Below are 17,382 nucleotides of genomic sequence, written 5' to 3' on the forward strand. Positions count from 1 at the left end.
GTGATGTTGCGTCGCGTCAAATGGCGTTCTCGTTGCGCTCGCCGGTGCGGATGCGGAGCGCGGTCTCGACGGGGATCACGAAGATCTTGCCGTCGCCGATGCGGCCGGTCTGCGCCGCGGCAGCGACCGCCTCGACCACGCGGTCGGCAAGCGAATCCTCCACCACCACCTCGAGCTTCACCTTGGGGAGGAAGTCCACGACATATTCGGCTCCGCGATAGAGCTCGGTATGGCCCTTCTGGCGGCCGAAGCCCTTGGCTTCGGTGACGGTGATGCCGGAGACGCCCACTTCGTGGAGCGCTTCCTTCACTTCGTCGAGCTTGAACGGCTTGATGATCGCTTCGATCTTTTTCACGGTTTCCCCCGAGGCACATGAGGCTTGCCTATCCGCGCGTCTGGCAAACTTCGTGCCAGTGCGAGGACTCGGCTCGCCCTCTCGGTTGCACGCAGTGCAGCAGTTTAACAAGTGCCTATCAAATGAGCAGCGGGCTGCGCGGTGCCGGATTTGGGGGCAGTAGCACGTTGCGGATACGAAACGGGATGACTGGTCGGTCTGTTTGGGAACCCGATCGCGACCTGCCGCGTTGTACGCCGTTCGAGCGTACCGGGGTGTGACCCAATGCAAGCAATGCCGATGGACCTGCCCGCCGAGTTGCACCGGCGGGGGAATGACGTGCCGAATGGCGATGTGATCGTCGCCACGGGGCCGCTCGTCATCATGGCGCAGGGGCTGCTGGCGCTCGATCCGGAGGCGCGCAAGACCTGCTGGATCCATAGCGAGGCCGGAGATCTGGACGCGGCGGGGGCGGAGGCGCAGCTCGAATGCTGGTCGCATCTGCCGGACAAAGATCTCTCGCACTGAAGTGCGCGCCGCGCTGCGCGTAAGAGGGTTTCGCAACTATTCAGCGACCAAGTCCGACTGGCCTGCGACGAACAAAGACGATATCCAGCCCGTGGCTGCAGGGGAGGCGGCCGTTTCCTTTAAACAGGGCAGGAAAGAACGATCATGAACCTCCGCGCGATGTTCGGCGCCGTCCTGGCGGCCGGGCTTCTATTCTCCGCGGCGCCGGCACAGGCGCAGTTCGGCAGCATCGGCAAGCTGGTGAAGAAGGCGGGCATCGGCATGCCCAGCCTGCAGAAGGAGCCGATCACCACCAGCCTGCCCGACGCCAAATGGGGTGAGGAAGGCAAGGACGGCTTTGTGCCGCGCGAGCCGAAGCGCGGGCTGATGCAATTGCAGCGCACGCCGGGTGGCGGTTTCGTGCTCCAGCCGGGCTATTACAGCTTCCACGACCAGAGCTATTGCCTGAAGGCCGGCACCCACGGCCCGGGTGGCGGCGACGGCTATCTCTATGCGCCGCCCAAGGGGCCGGCCGAGGACGTGGTGATGTCGGTCGTCCGCAATTCGGTGAACCATCCCGAAATCCACCAGCACGACATCCAGACGCTGCTCTGGGCGATCATCGCCCGGGCCAAGTTCGAGGACCTGTCGAACGAGCACAAGGCCGTCGCCGCCCGCCTGCTCACCCCGCGCCAGCTCGCCTCGCTCAACCGCAACGCGCTCGACATGCTGAGCCAGGGCCCGATCGCCGACAACCTGCCGAGCGGCGTGCGCCAGGCACTGCGGGCCGAGGCGGACCTGCGGCGGATGCTGGCCTCGCCGGGCAGCAGCTATGCCGATCTCGAGCGCGTCGCGGTGCTCGCCGGCATGGCGGGCGTCGGCCCGGGCAGCAGCGACGTGCCGGAGGGCCGCTGGAGCCTGCACCCCGACGGCTATTACGTCCGCTATCTGCCGCAGGGCTATACCAACACCGTGGTCGAGATCTGGGTGCCGCAGGGCAGCCCGGCGGTGGGCAGGGAATATGACCCGGCGACGCACATCGCGGTGCCCGGCAACACCAACCGGCAGCGGCTCATCCAGTCGGGCCGGCCGTACCAGTCGTAAAAGATGCAAGGGGAGGGGCGGTGCGGGCCGCCCCTTCCTTCCGCCTCAATAAGGCGGGTTGTCGAGGCCCTTGGGGCTCTTGGTGAAGATCTCGCAGCCGTCCTCGGTGATGCCGATCGAATGCTCGAACTGGGCCGAGAGCGAACGGTCGCGGGTCACCGCCGTCCAGCCATCGTCGAGCAGCTTCACGTCGGCGCGGCCGATGTTGATCATCGGCTCGACGGTGAAGAACATGCCAGGGCGTAGCTCCGGACCGGTGCCCGGGCGGCCGACATGGACGACCTCGGGCGCGTCATGGAAGATCTGGCCGAGGCCGTGCCCGCAGAAATCGCGGACCACCCCGTAGCGATGCTTCTCGGCATGACGCTGGATCGCGTTGGCGACGTCGCCGAGATGGTTGCCCGGCCTGGCCTGCTCGAGGCCGAGCATCAGGCACTCATAGGTCACGTCGACCAGGCGGCGCGCCTTGATCCCGACATCGCCGACCAGGAACATGCGGCTGGTGTCGCCGTGCCAGCCGTCGAGCGTCGGCGTCACGTCGATATTTACGATGTCGCCGTCCTTCAGCGTCTTCTCGCTGGGGATGCCGTGGCAGACGACATGGTTGATCGAGATGCAGCAGCTGTGCGTGTAGCCGCGATAGCCGAGCGTGGCGGGCACGCCGCCGGCGGCGATGGTCATCTCGCGGACGATGTCGTCCAGCTCGGCGGTGGTGACGCCCGGCACGACATGGGGGACGAGCGCGTCGAGGATCTCGGCGCCGAGGCGGCCGGCGCGGCGCATGCCCTCGAAGCCTGCCGGGCCATGGAGCTTGATCGCGCCATCGCGGGCCTGCGGCATGTCGGCGGTTACGGTCACATATTCGGTCATCGAGGCGATATAGGCCGGTCGGCCAGCTTTTTCGAGAGGCAGAAACACCGGTTCGGACCCTAGTCGCGGGCCCGGCTTGTGGCTATGCCGGGGGCATGGGCGAACGCATCTGGACGGCTGGGCTGGTGGTGATCGGCGACGAGATTCTCTCGGGCCGCACCCAGGACAAGAACATCGCCCAGATCGCGACCTGGCTGAACGTGCAGGGCATCCGCCTGGCCGAGGTACGGGTGGTGCCCGATGTCGAGGCGCGGATCGTCGAAGCGGTCAATGCGCTGCGCAGCGGCCATGACTATTGCTTCACCACGGGCGGGATCGGGCCGACGCATGACGACATCACCGTCGATGCGATCGCGGTGGCGCTGGGCGTCGGCGTGGTGATCCACCCCGAGGCGCGGGCGGTGCTGGAGCGCTATTACGAGACGCGCGGCGGCATCACCGATGCGCGGCTGCGCATGGCGCGGGTGCCCGAGGGTGCCGAGCTGATCCCCAACCGCATGTCCGGCGCGCCGGGAATCCGGGTGGGCAATTTGTTCATCCTCGCCGGGGTGCCGCACATCACCGCGGGCATGCTCGATGCGCTGACCGGCACGCTGGAGGGCGGCCGCCCGGTGCTGTCGCGCACGATCGGCGCCTGGGCTGCGGAGAGCGAGATCGCCGACATGCTGGGCGCCACCGAGCGCGCCTTCGAAGGCGTGGCGATCGGCTCCTATCCCTTCTTCCGCGATGGCAAGACCGGCGCGAACTTCGTGATCCGGGCGACCGAGCAGGCGCTGCTCGACGCGTGCGGCGACGCGCTGATCGCGGGGCTGGTTGCCAAGGGGCTGGAGGCGTTCGAAGGCGGGATCTGAACGACCCGCCGGCGGACACATTGCACGCGGATGTTCGCTGGGATCGGGCCGAGGATTGACTCGCGTGTGGCTTTATATAACAAGATATATAACGCTGTATGGAGTTTCGGAATGGACGTGATTCGCGAGCAGGGGATCGGCTTTCTCGGCAGCCGGCTGAAGCGGCTCGGCGAGCGGATGCAGGCGGGTGCGGCGCGCGTCACCGCCGATGCCGAGCTGCCGGTGCAGCCCGCGCACATGGCCTTCCTCGCCGCGCTCGACGGCGAGGCGCGGACGATCGGACAGCTCGTCCAGGCGATCGGGATCAGCCAGCCCGGCGTGACGCGGGCGATCGGCCAGCTCGTCGAGCTTGGCATGGTCCGGTCGGAGCAGGGCGAGGACCAGCGCCAGCGGACCATCTCGCTGACCCCGGCCGGCGAAGCGGTGCTGGCGCGGGCGCGGGTACATGTGTGGCCGAAGGTGGAGGATGCGGTCCGCATGCTGCTCGGGGAGGACGCGGACGCTTTCATGACACAGATCGCGCGGCTGGAGACCGCGCTGGCGGCGACTCCGATCGACGTGCTGGCCGCCCGTTCAAGCAGCGAAGTGCTTGCGATCCGGGAATATAGCGACGCGCTGGCGCATCATTTCCGCGACATCAACGCCGAGTGGATCGATGCGATGTTCCGCATGGAAGAGACCGACCGCGAGGTGCTGGACGATCCGCGCGGACGGATCCTCGATGGCGGCGGCGCCATATTGTTCGTCGAGGCGCGCGGACTAGGCATCGTCGGCGCGGGCGCGCTGCAGCGCTCGAAGGATGGCGGGCTGGAGCTGACCAAGATGGGCGTGCGGGCGAGCGCGCGCGGGCTGAAGGCCGGCGAGTTCCTGCTGGCGGCGCTGATCGAGCGGGCTCGGGAGATGGGCGGCGATCCGCTCTATCTGCTCACCAACGCCAAATGCGCGGCCGCCATCCACCTCTACGAGAAGCTCGGCTTCCGGCACGATGCCGGGATCATGGCCCGCTATGGCGCCCGCTATGAGCGGTGCGACGTGGCGATGCGCTATTCGGGTCCCGACGGCGCCTAGCCCGGCGATATCGCGTATCTTCCCGCCCGGGCGCGCGGCATCCGGACGGAGGGGGAGGCAAGCAAGCCGATAGTGGGCGGCTTACCTCCCCCTCCGTCAGCCTTTGGCTGACACCTCACCCTGGCAGGAGAGGATCGAAAGGGGGCAACTCGTCCTGCGTCGTGAACTCATGAACGGCCGCTTTCGGCAGAAGGGCTGAGCGTCCGAGATTAGGTGGTTTGCCGACCGACCGCTTCTGGCGAGCAGACCGTATAGCTGACGCTCAATACAATTGATCCACGGCATCTTTAACAGCGTCGGCAAGGCGTCGGTCTACTGTCGACGCGGTAAACGACCGCGCGACACATTCGAATGTCGTGTCGTGGAACGGGAAGATGAAATGCTTCGCGGCAGCATAGGCGCTCAGGTCGTGATAGCGATGAACGCTGTTCATCCGCTCAAGCTGCGCGATCCAGGGTGAGTCGACAACGCGCATCGCGCGATACGGCTGAAAACCGCTTCCATGAAGCGGGTGCCCTTCGAATGTCTCGTCGTTCGGGGCTCCGAATAAGCTGGACAATAGTCGCTCGAAACGAACGTGACCTACTCGTTCGTCATCGTCCGGCAGGAGGAAAAACAAGGCGGAAGTTTGGTCCGATTGAAGAAGTGTCGGGAGCGGGGCTCCAACGTCCCACGATACCGGGCAGTCGCAAAGGACAGCGTATGGGCGGCCCTCTGCCGCAGCCAGTCGGCGCTCGGCGTCTAAGAGCCTCTCATATGCCGCCTCGTATGCTTCCATTTCGCCGCCGACATGTTTGGGCGCGAGGGTCCGCACTGCTCGCCCCAGCTCATCATTGGCGACAGCGAGAGAGGCTTTCAGTTCTTGGATTGTCGGCTCGGTCATCGACTGCTTCTAGCGCCACCTTCAAGCCACTCCAACGTCTACAGGTGGGGCGTTAGCCGCCAGGCTGCTATTATGAGTCTATGGCTTAGTTGAGATCCTGACGCAGGAAGCGGAGCTGCGTTGCCGCGCCTGCGGCGACGATCCAGGCGGTCAGTGCCCAGAAGGACGTCGTCCAGGACATCGACAGGATCTCGTTCGGCCCGAACGGGATCACCGCGCCGCCCTTCGCCCAGGCGCCCAGATTGGCCATGTGGTAGAAGGGCAGAACCTTGACGAGCCAGGCCGTCAGCGCCGGCGCATAGCCGTGGAAGAAGATCGCGATCAGCGGCAGCATCCCCTCGATCACGACGATCGCGATCGACAGGATCATCGTCGCGAGGATCGACTGGGTCAGGATCGCGAACAGTCCGGCAAAGGCGATGGTGTAGATAATCGGCAGCAGGGCATGGGCGCCTGCCTTCCAATGCGCCTCGGCGACGGCGGCGAGCGTCACGCCGGCGGGGAGCTGGCCGTCCTGGAGCGAGCCCAGCCAGCCGCCGAGCAGCATGATCAGGTCGGCGGCGACCAGGGCGATGACCAGGAAGCCGAGCGCCACGGCCCATTTTGCGGCGATCAGCTGCCAGCGGGTGCGCGCCGGGATGATCAGCTTCCAGGTGTTCCAGCCATATTCGCCGGCGAACACCACCGCGGCGAAGCCGGCGATGAGGAAGCGGCCGGGCCCGGAGGTGGGGATCTTCCAGAGCATCGCGCTGTCCTGGATCCACTCGGCGGCGGACTGGGGCGGCCCCGACTCATGCGCGGAGAATGCGCCGTAGAGCAGCACCCCGATCATGATCAGGGCGATGGCGATCGGATAGATCCAGACCATCAGCCAGGTGGCGCGGTGACGGCGGAGCTTCAGCGCCTCGGCGCGGACGGCGTCAAGCATCGGTGTCCCTCGTCATGGTCAGGAAGATTTCCTCGAGGCTCTGGTCGTCGGGGCCGACCCGGAACACGTCTGCGCCGGCCTCGACCAGCTGGCGGACGATGGCGGGTGCATCGGCGCGGGGCGCCTGCACCCTGAGGCCGTTCTGCGCGCGCTCGACCGGCCATTTGCCCTGGAGTGCCGTCTCGGCAGTGCCGAGCGGCTCGGCCTCGACGCGCAGCGCCTGGCCGTGATCGAGCAGGTCGCGGATCGTGGATTCGCGAAGCAGTTTGCCCTTGTGGACGATCGCCACGCGGTCGCAGATCTGCTGGACTTCGTGGAGGAGGTGGCTGGAGAGGAACACCGCCTTGCCGTCCGCCGCCAGGCCGCGGAGCAGGTTGCGCATGTCCTGGATGCCGGCGGCGTCGAGGCCGTTGGCGGGCTCGTCGAGGATCACCAGGTCGGGATCGTCGAGCAGCGCGGCGGCGACGCCGAGCCGCTGCTTCATGCCGGTCGAATAGCCCTTCACCTTGCGCTTCGCGTCGTTCGCCAGATCGACGCGCTCGAGCACCTGCTCGATCCGTGCGCCGTCATGGCCCTGGGTGCGGGCCAGCACGCGCAGATTGTCGCGGCCGGAGAGGAAGGGATAGAAGGTGCCGCCATCGACCAGCGAGCCGACCCGGCGCAGCGCCTGCTTGTCGGAGACCGGCCGGCCGAACAGCAGGGCCTCGCCGTCGGTGGGGCGGATCAGGCCCAGCGCCATGCGGATCGTGGTGCTCTTGCCGGCGCCATTGGGGCCGAGAAAGCCATAGACTTCGCCGTGGCGGACGCTGAGCGACACGTCGTCGACGGCGCGCTTGCCCTTGGCGCCGCGGCCATAGGTCTTGCCGAGCGCGCGCAACTCTAGCGCGGGCGTGCCGCTGGGTTCGCTTGTGGACACCGTGATCCTTTCCCCCGGGCGCCAGGCCGGCGCCGCTGGCGGGGAATGTGCATCAGCCAGGGTGTGTTGGCAAGATAATACGCGAGTGCCCGATTCCTTGGTTTCTCCTCATCTCCTGCACAGGCCCGGCATGGGACGGTGGTAGATATCGTGGGATTGGAGGAAGGCGAATGACTGGATCGAGCCAAGGGAATGGCGGTTGGGGTTATCGCGCCGGGGTCGGCGTCGCGGTGGTGACGTCCTTCCTGACCGTGTGGACCACGATCGTGCGCGACGACGGGAACGGGATGAGCTTCTTCCTGCTGATCCTGGCGGCGATGACCGGGGCGTTCGCCGCCTGGTTCCGGCCAGCGGGGATGGCGCGGACGATGCTGGGCGTGGCGGTCATGCAGGCGTTGCTGGCCCTTGCGATTGCGACGGCGCCGGTGGTTGCGCGGGTGCCGGGCGAGTCGTCCAAGGCGCTGCTGTTCGGTGGAGTGTTCGCGGTGCTGTGGCTGGTGTCGGCGGCGTGCTTCCGCGCTGCCGCGGTCAGGGCGCGGACCGGCTCTGCAGATAGGCGATGATGTCGGCGCGGTCGAGCGGATCGGCGATGCCGGCGAACTGCATGTTGGTGCCCGGAACCACGGCCCTGGGGTTTGCGATCCAAGCATCGAGCGTCGCGGCGTCCCACTTGCCGCCGGCGTTTCGCAGCGCCGCAGTGTAGCTGAACCGCTGGCTGTTCTGCCCCATGGGCTGGCCATAGACGCCGTAGAGATTGGGGCCGCCGAGATCGGGCGCGCCGGGGCTGATCCGGTGGCAGGCGGCGCACTGGGCAAACTTGCGCTCGCCGATTTCCGCATCGGCTACTTTCAGCAGCGCTGCCAGCGTGGGTTTGGGGCCGGCCTTGCGCAGGCGTTCCTCGTGCTGGTCGCCGGAGCAGGCGGTGAGCGCGAGGATCATCAGCGCGAACGGAAAGCCATGCGTGGACATGGCGGCGGACTAGTCGGCCCTCGGTGCTATCGCCATGGGGCGAATTGTCCCGGTCGGACGGTGCGCGCCTTCGCCCGAGATCCCGCCCCGGATCAAGTCCGGGGCGGGATGACGGTTGGGACTTACTTCGTCAGGCCCTTGAGCAGTGCCTTGTAGTAAGTGATCGACGGGGCGATCTCGCTCAGCGGGGTGCGCTCGTTGAGGCCGTGGGCGAAGCTGTCCGAGCCCTTCATGAAGATCGGGCTGACGCCGTAGCTCGGCACGCCCTTGGCGCGGAACCACATGGAATCGCTGGCGCCGGCCGACATCGCCGGGACGATCGGCACGGCGGGGAAGCGGGCATGGATGCCGTCCGACACCAGCTTCATCAGGTCCGGGCGCAGCGGCGAGGCGGGGCTGGCGATGCTGCCGCTGTCGAGCGTGCGGATCTTGAGCTCGGGATCGCCGACCACCTTGGTCAGCGTCGCCTCGACCGCGGCGACCGAGGTGCCCGGGAAGATGCGGCAATTGATGTTGGCGGTGGCGCGCTGGGGCAGGGCGTTGGTGGCGTGGCCGGCATTGGCCATGGTCGCGACGCAGGTGGTGCCGGTCTGACCGATCAGCCCGGGCTCGGAGCGCAGCGTGGCGAGCGCCTTGGGGTCCTGCTGGTTGGCGAGGAAGGCGCGCATCGCCGCGGCCATCTCCGCGTCGGCGGTCTTCGCGCCCTCGACGAAGCCGGCGCGGGTGATCTCGTTGATCTCGCCTGGGAACTGATAGGCCTCGATCTTCGCCAGGGCATGGGCGAGCGAATAGATCGCATTGCTCTTGCCCGGGGCGCTCGAATGGCCGCCCGGATTGGTGAAGGTCAGCTCGTAATCGGCATAGGTCTTCTCGGCGCCCTGCAGGCCGAAGATCTCGGGCTTGCCATTCTCGTCGAGCGCGCCGCCGCCGCCGTCGATGTTCAGCAGCAGCTCGCCGTCATGATAGAGCTCGGCCAGCGCGGCGGTGGTCTTCATGCTGGTCTCCTCGTCGCCCGAGGCGAGGAGAATGATGTCGCGCCTGGGCTTGTAGCCTTCGCGCTTGAGCTGGATCAGCGTGGCGACCATCGTCGAGAGGTCGTACTTCATGTCGGTCGCGCCGCGGCCGAAGATATAGCCGTTCTCGACGATCGGCGTGAACGGATCGCGGGTCCAGTCCTCGGGCTTGGCCTCGACCACGTCCATATGGCCGGAGATGTAGATCGGCTTGGCCGCCTTGTCGGTGCCCCGGTAGCGCGCCGCCATCCAGGCGGTGTCGCCGAGCTTCTCGATGCGGATGTCGGCCGCGTCGAAGCCGCCGGCGACGAGCTGGTCCTTCAGGTAGGCGGCATAGTCGGGCGTCTGGTTGCCCGGGCCGGCGACGGTGCGGAAGGCGAGGCCGCGCTTGAGCAGCTCGAGCGCCTGGGCTTCCGCCTGGGGGTTCTGCTGCGCCTGGGCGGCGGTGCCGGTAAGGATCGTCGCGACCAGTGCCGCACCTGCAAGAACCCGCATCATTCGTTCCCCTGTTACCTTTGCGCAACGCTAGCGCCGGGAAGCACAAGGGCCAACTTGAATTTGGGCGGCGTTGGGCGTAGTGCGGCGCCGCAGCCGGGGGACCGTTTCCGCCCGGCGAAGGAGAAATGACGTGTTGGTCACGAGCGCCCTGAACGGCCTTATGCCCTGCGTCGCTTCGTTCCTGTAGAGCTCGCCTGAGCGCTGCCGGAGCCGAGCGGCGCTTGCAGCAGTCCGTATCTTAATTCGATCAGAGATGCGTTCCGGCCGATGCCGCGGCGCGCGCTTGCGCGTGCCGTCCGCTGCGTCCGGGCGACTACGGGAATTTATGCACGAACATCAGATCGTCCGGCGGATGCTCCGCCGGACCGGCCGGAATCTTCCGGCCACGGCGCCGCTCGCCAAGGCGGTGCTCGAATGGGCGCAGCCGCATGTCGAGTGGCTCACCGGCTCGGCCGTGGAGAGCGAGACTATCGGCTGGGACGCGCTGCTGGCCGCGACGCTGCGGTGGCGGCCGGTGGGCGAGATGCGCCCGCAGGTGCTCCAGATCGCCGACGAGCTGTCCGCGATGCTCGGCTTCGGGCCGCTCGACCATGGCTTGCTCGAGCTGATGATCGCGGCCCGGCGGGTGCCGCGCGTCTATGGGCTGGTCGAGGCGATGTGCGGGGCCGGCATCGACCTGCCCGGGCTGCTCGGAGAGCTGGCCGGGGCCGAGCCGGTCGATGCCGGGCGGCTGGCGCGCCGCTCGGCGGCGGTGCGGCTCGGGCTGCTCAGTTTCGGCCACGACTATCAGGGCCGGGACGAGATCAACCTTAGCTGGTCGCTCGAGCGGGTGCTCGACGCGGCGCCGCGGCCGGGCCGGCCGCTGCTCGAGGCGCTGGCCGGCACCTGCCAGGTCGCCCGGCTCGGCCTTGACGACTTCGCGGTGGAAGAGGCGGACTATCTGGTCCGGCTGCTCCGCGGCGCGCTCGCCGAACAAGCCGCGGGGATCAACATCCTGATCCACGGGCCGCCGGGCACCGGCAAGACCGAGTTCGCCCGCACGCTGGCGGCGGCCGCCGGCGCGCGGCTGCACGCAGTAGCGGAAGCCGACGAGGACGGCGAGGAGCCCAATCGCTGGGCGCGGATCGCGGCGATGCAGCTGTCGCAGCGGGTGCTCGGCGGCGGGCGGGACGCGGCGCTGCTGTTCGACGAGATGGAGGACCTGATCGGCGAGTCCAGCCCGAGCGACGGCGACTGGTTCCAGAAGCGCACGGGCAGCAAGGTGTTCGTCAACCGGATGCTGGAGACCAACAAGGTGCCGGTGATCTGGACGACCAACGCAATCGGCAATGTCGACGGGGCGATCCTGCGGCGGATGAGCCACGTGCTGAAGCTGGGCCTGCCCTCGCGAAGCGCCGGGCAGCGGATGCTGGCGCGGGTGGCGGCGGACGAAGGCGTGGCGCCAGGGGCGGGGTTCGAGCGGCTGCTCGATGCCGCGCCCGAGGCAGCGACGGTGCTGCGGGTGGCGACCCGGGCCGGGCGGCTGGCGGGCGAGGCCGATGGCGGGGTGCGATCGGCCGAATCGCTGGTCAGGGCGCTGCGCGGCGACGAGCTGCCTTTGGCCGGGCCGGGCGCGCTCGACGTGACGCTCTACGAAAGCGATCCGCCGGTGGCGGAGGTGATCGAGGGCATCGCGCAGGCGGGCGCCGCCGATGTCTCGCTGCTGCTCACCGGGCCGCCGGGCACGGGCAAGACGGCGCTCGCCTGGCATCTGGCGCAGCGGCTCGACCGGCCGCTAGTGGTCAAGCGCGCATCGGACCTGCTGTCCAAATGGGTCGGCGAGACCGAGGCGAACATCGCCGATGCCTTTGCCGAGGCGCGCCGCCGGGGTGGGGTGCTGCTGTTCGACGAGGCGGACTCGCTGCTGTTCGACCGGACCACGGCGCAGACGAGCTGGGAGGTCGGGCAGGTCAACGAGCTGCTCACCTGGCTCGACCGGCACCCGCTGCCGGTGGTGGCGGCGACCAACCATCCGGGGAAGCTCGATCCGGCCACGCTGCGGCGGTTCGTGTTCAAGCTGGGCCTGCGCCCGCTGGGGGCGGAGCGGGCGGCAAGGGCGTTCGAGCGCTTCTTCGGCATGACGGCCCCGGCGGGGCTCGACGGGCTGACCCCCGGCGACTTCGCGGTGGTCGCGCGCCAGCTGCGGCACCGGCCGGCGCGGGGCGCGGCGGACATCGCCGGGCGGCTGCGGGCCGAGGCGGCTGGCCGACCGGGCGCGGCGTCCCCGATCGGATTCTAAGCGGGCGTCTTGCTCTTTCTCCCCTCCCTTGCAGGAAGGGGAATTGGGTGCGCGTTAGACCGCCACCTGCTGCGCCACCCGGCCTTCCTCGCCGAAGATGCGCAGGTAGCGGGCGATCTCGGCGGGGGTGCCTGTCGCCTTGGCGGGGTTGTCCGAGAGCTTGACCGCCGGGCGGCCATTGGCGCTGGTCACCTTGGCGACGAGCGAGATCGGCTCGAGGCCGTGGCCGCCGGCGGGGTCGCAGCCGCGGAAGTCGTTGGTGAGGTTGGTGCCCCAGCCGAAGCTCATCCGGACGCGGCCGTGGAAGTGGCGATAGGTCGCCTCGATGCTGTCGACGTCCATGCCGTCGGAGAAGATCAGCAGCTTGCTGCGCGGGTCGCGGCCGCGCGCCTGCCACCAGGCGATGATCTGCTCGCCGCCCTCGATCGGCGGCATCGAATCGGGGCGGAAGCCGGTCCAGTCGGCGACCCAGTCGGGGGCGTTGCGCAGGAACGCGGTGGTGCCGAAGGCATCGGGCAAGGCGACCAGGAGGTTGCCGTCATAATGGGCGCGCCACTCCTCCAGCACGCGATAGGGCGCGGTGGCGACCTGCGCGTCGGTGTCGGACAGGGCGGCAAGGACCATGGGCAGCTCGTGCGCATTGGTGCCGATCGCCTCGAGGTCGTTGTCCATTGCGAGCAGGACGTTCGAGCTGCCGATGAAGCGGTTGCCCAGGCCTTCCTTGAGCGCCTCGACGCACCAGCGCTGCCAGAGGAAGCCGTGACGGCGGCGCGTGCCGAAGTCCGAGATGACGAGATCGGGGAGCTGGCGGAGGCGCTCGACCTTGTCCCACATCTTGGCCTTGGCCCGGGCATAGAGCACGTCGAGCTCGAACCGGCCCTTGCCTTTGAGCGCGGCGCGCGAGCGCAACTCGTTGACGATGGCGAGCGCGGGGATCTCCCACATCATCGTGTGCGTCCAGGGGCCGGCGAAGTGCAGCTCGAACTGGCCGTCGACCTTGTGGAGGTCGTATTCGGGCAGCTGGAACTCGGCGAGCCAGGCGATGAAGTCGGGCGCGAACATGCGCTGCTTGCCGTAGAAGCTGTTGCCGGCGAGCCAGATCAGCTCCTTCTTCGAGAAGCGCAACGTGCGGGCATGATCGAGCTGGGCGCGCAGTTCGGCCTCGTCGATCACCTCGGCGAGGCGGACGGTCTTTGTACGGTTGATGAGGGAGAAGGTCGCCTGCACCTCCGGGTGGAGGTGGCGGATCATCTGCAGCATCAGCAGCTTGTAGAAATCGGTGTCGAGCAGGCTGCGGACGATCGGGTCGAGGCGCCAGCCATGATTGTAGACGCGGGTGGCGATGTCGGTGACGGGCAAGGCTTCCTCCGGATATGGCCGGTGACGATAGACGGGGCGGGGCGGCTCAGCGAGGGGGCTGGTAGCGATAGAGTTCGGCGGGGCGGAACGAGGCGCCGGTCTCGCGCTCGCCGGTAGGCGCCAGCCAGCCGCGATCGAGCATGCGGCGGCGGAAGGCTGGCTTGTTGAGGCGGGTGTCGAGGATCGCCTCGTACACATCCTGTAGCGCGCGCAGGGTGAAACGCTCGGGGAGCAGGGCGAAGGCGATGCCCGAATAATCGAGCTTGCCGCGCAGCCGCAGCACCGCGACGCCGAGCATCGCGCCATGATCGAAGGCGAGGGCAAGCGGTTCGCCTTCGGCCAGGCGAGCCTCGACCGGGCCGCCGGTCTCGCCCTGCCAGGGCACGGTCAGGCGGGCGAGCGCGAGCTCCTGGGCGGCCTTCAATGCGGCGGCAAAGGCAGTGGCGGGGATCAGGGCGAAATAGGCGACGCTGATGATCCGCATGCGCGGGTCCCGATCGACCGCGCCGAAAGTGTAGAGCTGCTCGACATAGGCATCGGCCATGTGCGCCTTGTCGGCGAGCAGGCGGTGCGCGGCATCGTCGAGGCTCTCGCCGATGCCGACGAATCCGCCGGGGAGCGCCCATGCGTGCTGGAAGGGGTACTGGTCGCGGCGGGTGAGCAGCACGGCTGGGGCGCCGTCGATCACGCTCATCAGGATCAGGTCGACCGCCACCGAAGGGCGCTCGAATGCGGCCGGGTCATAGCTTTTGAGGAAGGCAGCTTCATCCACGCGCATCACCCTTATATGCGTTATGCACTTTACTTATTCGCGTTGCGCGCATAAGTAAAGTGGCATGAATGGGAGACAGGTAATGTCGAGCTTCGTGATCGTGGTGGACATGCAGCGGGATTTCGTGGCGGCCGATGGCGCGCTGCCGGTACCGGGCGCCGAGCAGATCGTCGCGCCGATGCGGGACTGGCTGGCCGGGTTGCGGCCCGATGCGGTGGTTGGGGTGCTGTTTACCTTCGATACGCATATGCCCGCGGTCTATGCGGTGTCCGAGGAGGCGAAGCAGTTCCCGCCGCATTGCGAGAAGGGCACGCCCGGCTGGGAGCTGGTGGTAGATCCCGGTGCGGTGGATCCGGCGATCGCGACCTGGCGGCTGGAAAAGGGCGTGTTCGACATGTGGGCCGAGCCGGGACTGGTGGTCGAATCGATCCGCGGGGAGGGTTCGGTCGATCGCGAGGCGTTCTTCTCGGGGCTGTTCCGCGGGGAGATCGACGAGGTCATCGTGGTCGGTGTGGCCGCCGATTATTGCGTGCGCTGGGCGGTCGAGGGGCTGATCGACCGCGGCTTCCGCGTGACGGTGCCGGCTGGCCTGACGCGCGGCATCGCCCGGCCGATCGACCAGGTCGCGGCCGAGGAATGGACCGGCGCCGATGTCGCGATCGCGGAGATGGCGTGATGGATGACGTCCGGCTCTCCAAGACGCTGTCGCTATGGCTGCGCCACCAGCCCGAGGCGGGCGGGCTGACGCTCGATCCGCAGGGCTGGACCGAGGTGGATGCGGTGCTGGCAGCGCTCGCCCGCTCGGGCACCGGTCGTGGCTGGGACGATCTCCTTCGGGTGGTCGAGGAAAGCGACAAGCAGCGCTTCGAACTCAGCGCCGATACCGCGCGGATCCGGGCGCGCCAGGGTCATTCGGTGGAAGTGGCGCTCGACTGGCCGCGTGCCGACCCGCCGGAACTGCTGTGGCACGGCACGGTCGCGCGCTTCCTGCCGGCGATCCTGGCCGAGGGGCTGAAGCCGATGCGGCGGCATCATGTCCATCTGTCGGGCGATCTCGACACCGCGATGCGGGTGGGGCGGCGGCGCGGGGCGCCGGTGATCCTGGCCGTGCGTGCGGCGGCGCTGGCCGCGACGGGCCGGGACTTCTTGCTGACCAGCAACGGCGTGTGGCTGACCGAAGCGGTGCCGCCCGCCTTCCTCGAGCCCTGGGAGCCGAAGTGATGCGTGCCGATCGCGTGCCGTCCCTATGGGAGTGGCTGCTGCTCTGGGTGTGCCTGAAGCTGCTGTTCCGCAGGCGCCGTCCGCCGCCGCATCACCTCAAGCTCCGGCATTGAGCGGAGCGGGTTGACAGAATCGGCAAAAGCGGGGATTTCGGCGGGCCCGAGCGGGTATGGTGAAATGGTATCACAGGAGCTTCCCAAGCTTCTAGCGCGGGTTCGATTCCCGCTACCCGCTCCAATCTCTCCTCAGATCTGAATCACTTGAGCTGCGTCGGCGGTCGATTCGACGCGCCTGGTTCCCTTGGGTAATTACTCGGACTATTGTGTGCGCCATGCTCCGCTGGCTCTCCGCGCTCGCCCTTTTCCTCGCCACCCCCGCGCTGGCGCAGACGCCGCATCTGGAGGGCGGGCGGCTGATCGTCGACGGCAAGCCGTTCCTGATCCGCGGGGGTGAGCTGGGGAACAGTTCGGCGACCGACCGGGCGTGGCTCAAGCCGCACTGGCAGCGGCTCAAGGCGCTGAACCTCAACACGGTGCTGGCCCCAGTGACCTGGGAGGCGATCGAGCCGGAGGAGGGGAAGTTCGACTTCTCCAGCCTCGACTGGCTGGTCGAGGATGCGCGGGCGAACGACATGCGACTGGTGCTGCTGTGGTTCGGGGTGTGGAAGAACAGCATGTCGACCTATGCGCCGGCCTGGGTGAAGCGCGACGGCAGGCGCTTCCTGCGCTCGACGGGCAAGGACGGGCAGTCGCAGGACATCCTCTCGGTATTCGGCAAGGCGACGCTCGATGCCGATGCGCGGGCGTTCGCGGCGATGATGCAGCACCTCAAGGCGATCGACGGGGACCGCCATACCGTGCTGATGGTGCAGGTCGAGAACGAGATGGGCTTCCTGCCGACCGCGCGCGAACATGGGGCGCTGGCGGATGCGGCCTTCGCCAAGTGGCAGGGCAGCGAGGAGGCGTTCACCGCGCATCACTATGCGCGCTTCGCCAATGCGGTCGCCGAGGCGGGGAAGCGCGAATATCGGCTGCCGATGTACGTCAACGGCGCACAGGGGCGGCCGGGCAAGCTGCCGGGCGAGTATCCGAGCGGCGGGCCGCTCGCGCACCTGATGCGGGAATGGAAGCAGGCGGGGCCGGCGATCGACATGCTCTCGCCCGACATCTACTTCCCGAACTTCGCAGGTATCACCGATGGCTATGTCGTGCCCGGGAATGTGCTGTTCGTGCCCGAGGCGAACGAGGCGGGCGATCCGCGCGCGCCGGCCAATGCGATGCGCGCGATCGGCAAGCATGGCGCGATCGGTTTCAGTCCCTTTGCGATCGAGCAGATCGCCGACAAGGACCGGCTGGGCAGCTTCTATGCGATGCTCGGGCAGCTGACCCCGGCGATCTTCGCGGCGAAGGCGCGCGACGGCTTCTCGCCGGTGGTGAGCTTCGAGGGGGTGGTCGACAGCAGCCCGCAGGTGGCGACGCTGGGCGGGTACAGGCTGACCGTGGGCTTCGTCGATCCCTGGACGCCGAAGGACAAGCAGGCGCCGGCCGAGCATGGTGGAATCCTGCTGTGGCTGGGCGGCGAGGACTACCTCATCGCGGGCAGCGGGATCACGGTGACCTTTGAACCGCGCGTGGGCCTCGATTTCGTCGAGGAGGGCAGGTTCGTCGACGGCAAATGGGTCGCCGGGCGCAGGCTCAATGGCGACCAGACGCACCAGGGCCGGCACGTCCGCCTGCCGCCGGGCCAGTTCGGCATCCAGAAGGTGCGGCTCTACCGCTATTGAGCCATTTCGTATCCCGAGCGTTACGACC

Annotated in this window: 18 protein-coding genes and 1 tRNA gene; 10 read left to right on the forward strand and 9 right to left on the reverse strand. The window is 68.0% G+C overall.

The window, feature by feature from the left end:
• Positions 1-16: 16 nt before the first annotated feature.
• Positions 17-355, reverse strand: coding sequence for a P-II family nitrogen regulator (locus ACEN8G_RS01525; RefSeq protein ID WP_086131131.1), 339 nt, complete (start codon positions 353-355; stop codon positions 17-19).
• Between the two features lie 279 nt (positions 356-634).
• Between ACEN8G_RS01525 and ACEN8G_RS01530 the strand changes: the two genes are divergently transcribed.
• Both ACEN8G_RS01530 and ACEN8G_RS01535 read left to right on the forward strand, forming a co-directional pair.
• Positions 635-862: a hypothetical protein gene (locus ACEN8G_RS01530; protein WP_307119901.1), complete on the forward strand. Its 228-nt coding sequence runs from the start codon at positions 635-637 to the stop codon at positions 860-862.
• 144 nt (positions 863-1,006) lie between these two features.
• A complete protein-coding gene (locus ACEN8G_RS01535; protein ID WP_413416251.1) occupies positions 1,007-1,945 on the forward strand; it encodes a hypothetical protein in 939 nt (312 codons plus the stop codon).
• A 45-nt stretch (positions 1,946-1,990) separates the two neighbouring features.
• Here ACEN8G_RS01535 and map read toward each other — a convergent pair whose 3' ends face one another.
• Positions 1,991-2,815 carry a type I methionyl aminopeptidase gene (gene map, locus ACEN8G_RS01540; RefSeq protein ID WP_413416250.1) on the reverse strand — a complete coding sequence of 275 codons (825 nt, stop codon included), beginning with the start codon at positions 2,813-2,815 and terminating at the stop codon, positions 1,991-1,993.
• 95 nt (positions 2,816-2,910) lie between these two features.
• On the opposite strand from map, the gene ACEN8G_RS01545 reads away from it, so the two are divergent.
• Together ACEN8G_RS01545 and ACEN8G_RS01550 are read left to right on the forward strand one after the other, a co-directional pair.
• Positions 2,911-3,666, forward strand: coding sequence for a competence/damage-inducible protein A (locus ACEN8G_RS01545; RefSeq protein WP_413416249.1), 756 nt, complete (start codon positions 2,911-2,913; stop codon positions 3,664-3,666).
• Positions 3,667-3,777: 111 nt separating this feature from the next.
• Entirely contained in the window at positions 3,778-4,734 is a 957-nt protein-coding gene (locus tag ACEN8G_RS01550) for a GNAT family N-acetyltransferase (protein WP_413416248.1), read from the forward strand.
• A gap of 262 nt (positions 4,735-4,996) precedes the next feature.
• Here the strand turns inward: ACEN8G_RS01550 and ACEN8G_RS01555 are convergent, their stop codons facing one another.
• From ACEN8G_RS01555 to ACEN8G_RS01565, 3 genes are all read right to left on the reverse strand, one after another.
• The gene (locus ACEN8G_RS01555; protein ID WP_413416247.1) at positions 4,997-5,617 is read right to left on the reverse strand and encodes a hypothetical protein; all 621 of its coding nucleotides are present in this window, start codon (positions 5,615-5,617) and stop codon (positions 4,997-4,999) included.
• A gap of 85 nt (positions 5,618-5,702) precedes the next feature.
• Entirely contained in the window at positions 5,703-6,545 is an 843-nt protein-coding gene (locus ACEN8G_RS01560; RefSeq protein ID WP_413416246.1) for an ABC transporter permease, read from the reverse strand.
• Positions 6,538-7,461, reverse strand: a complete 924-nt coding sequence (locus ACEN8G_RS01565; RefSeq protein ID WP_413416245.1) for an ABC transporter ATP-binding protein — start codon at positions 7,459-7,461, stop codon at positions 6,538-6,540. Before ACEN8G_RS01565 ends, ACEN8G_RS01560 begins: the two co-directional genes overlap by 8 nt.
• A gap of 170 nt (positions 7,462-7,631) precedes the next feature.
• Here ACEN8G_RS01565 and ACEN8G_RS01570 point away from each other — a divergent pair, with 170 nt between their 5' ends.
• Positions 7,632-8,024, forward strand: coding sequence for a hypothetical protein (locus tag ACEN8G_RS01570; protein WP_413416244.1), 393 nt, complete (start codon positions 7,632-7,634; stop codon positions 8,022-8,024).
• Here the strand turns inward: ACEN8G_RS01570 and ACEN8G_RS01575 are convergent.
• Together ACEN8G_RS01575 and ACEN8G_RS01580 are read right to left on the reverse strand one after the other, a co-directional pair.
• Positions 7,990-8,430, reverse strand: coding sequence for a c-type cytochrome (locus tag ACEN8G_RS01575; RefSeq protein WP_413416243.1), 441 nt, complete (start codon positions 8,428-8,430; stop codon positions 7,990-7,992). The two genes, ACEN8G_RS01570 and ACEN8G_RS01575, sit on opposite strands and share 35 nt — an antisense overlap.
• Before the next feature lie 122 nt (positions 8,431-8,552).
• On the reverse strand, positions 8,553-9,938 hold the full coding sequence (locus tag ACEN8G_RS01580) for a M20/M25/M40 family metallo-hydrolase (RefSeq protein ID WP_413416242.1): 1,386 nt from the start codon (positions 9,936-9,938) through the stop codon (positions 8,553-8,555).
• 328 nt (positions 9,939-10,266) lie between these two features.
• On the opposite strand from ACEN8G_RS01580, the gene ACEN8G_RS01585 reads away from it, so the two are divergent.
• Positions 10,267-12,219 (forward strand): AAA family ATPase, encoded by a 1,953-nt coding sequence (locus ACEN8G_RS01585; RefSeq protein ID WP_413416241.1) that lies wholly within the window; start codon positions 10,267-10,269, stop codon positions 12,217-12,219.
• A gap of 54 nt (positions 12,220-12,273) precedes the next feature.
• Here ACEN8G_RS01585 and pncB read toward each other — a convergent pair whose 3' ends face one another.
• Positions 12,274-13,578 (reverse strand): nicotinate phosphoribosyltransferase, encoded by a 1,305-nt coding sequence (gene pncB, locus ACEN8G_RS01590; RefSeq protein WP_413416240.1) that lies wholly within the window; start codon positions 13,576-13,578, stop codon positions 12,274-12,276.
• Between the two features lie 46 nt (positions 13,579-13,624).
• Positions 13,625-14,356, reverse strand: coding sequence for an NUDIX hydrolase (locus tag ACEN8G_RS01595; protein ID WP_413416239.1), 732 nt, complete (start codon positions 14,354-14,356; stop codon positions 13,625-13,627).
• Between the two features lie 76 nt (positions 14,357-14,432).
• Here ACEN8G_RS01595 and ACEN8G_RS01600 point away from each other — a divergent pair, with 76 nt between their 5' ends.
• From ACEN8G_RS01600 to ACEN8G_RS01615, 4 genes are all read left to right on the forward strand, one after another.
• Positions 14,433-15,026: a cysteine hydrolase family protein gene (locus ACEN8G_RS01600; protein ID WP_413416238.1), complete on the forward strand. Its 594-nt coding sequence runs from the start codon at positions 14,433-14,435 to the stop codon at positions 15,024-15,026.
• Complete coding sequence (locus ACEN8G_RS01605; protein WP_413416237.1) at positions 15,026-15,571, forward strand: RNA 2'-phosphotransferase; 546 nt, start codon at positions 15,026-15,028, stop codon at positions 15,569-15,571. Before ACEN8G_RS01600 ends, ACEN8G_RS01605 begins: the two co-directional genes overlap by 1 nt.
• 163 nt (positions 15,572-15,734) lie before the next feature.
• A tRNA-Gly gene (locus tag ACEN8G_RS01610) sits at positions 15,735-15,808 on the forward strand.
• Positions 15,809-15,902: 94 nt separating this feature from the next.
• On the forward strand, positions 15,903-17,354 hold the full coding sequence (locus ACEN8G_RS01615; RefSeq protein WP_413416236.1) for a DUF5597 domain-containing protein: 1,452 nt from the start codon (positions 15,903-15,905) through the stop codon (positions 17,352-17,354).
• Positions 17,355-17,382: the final 28 nt, after the last annotated feature.

Source organism: Sphingomonas sp. Sphisp66, assembly GCF_047324325.1.
Taxonomy (GTDB): Bacteria; Pseudomonadota; Alphaproteobacteria; order Sphingomonadales; family Sphingomonadaceae; genus Sphingomonas.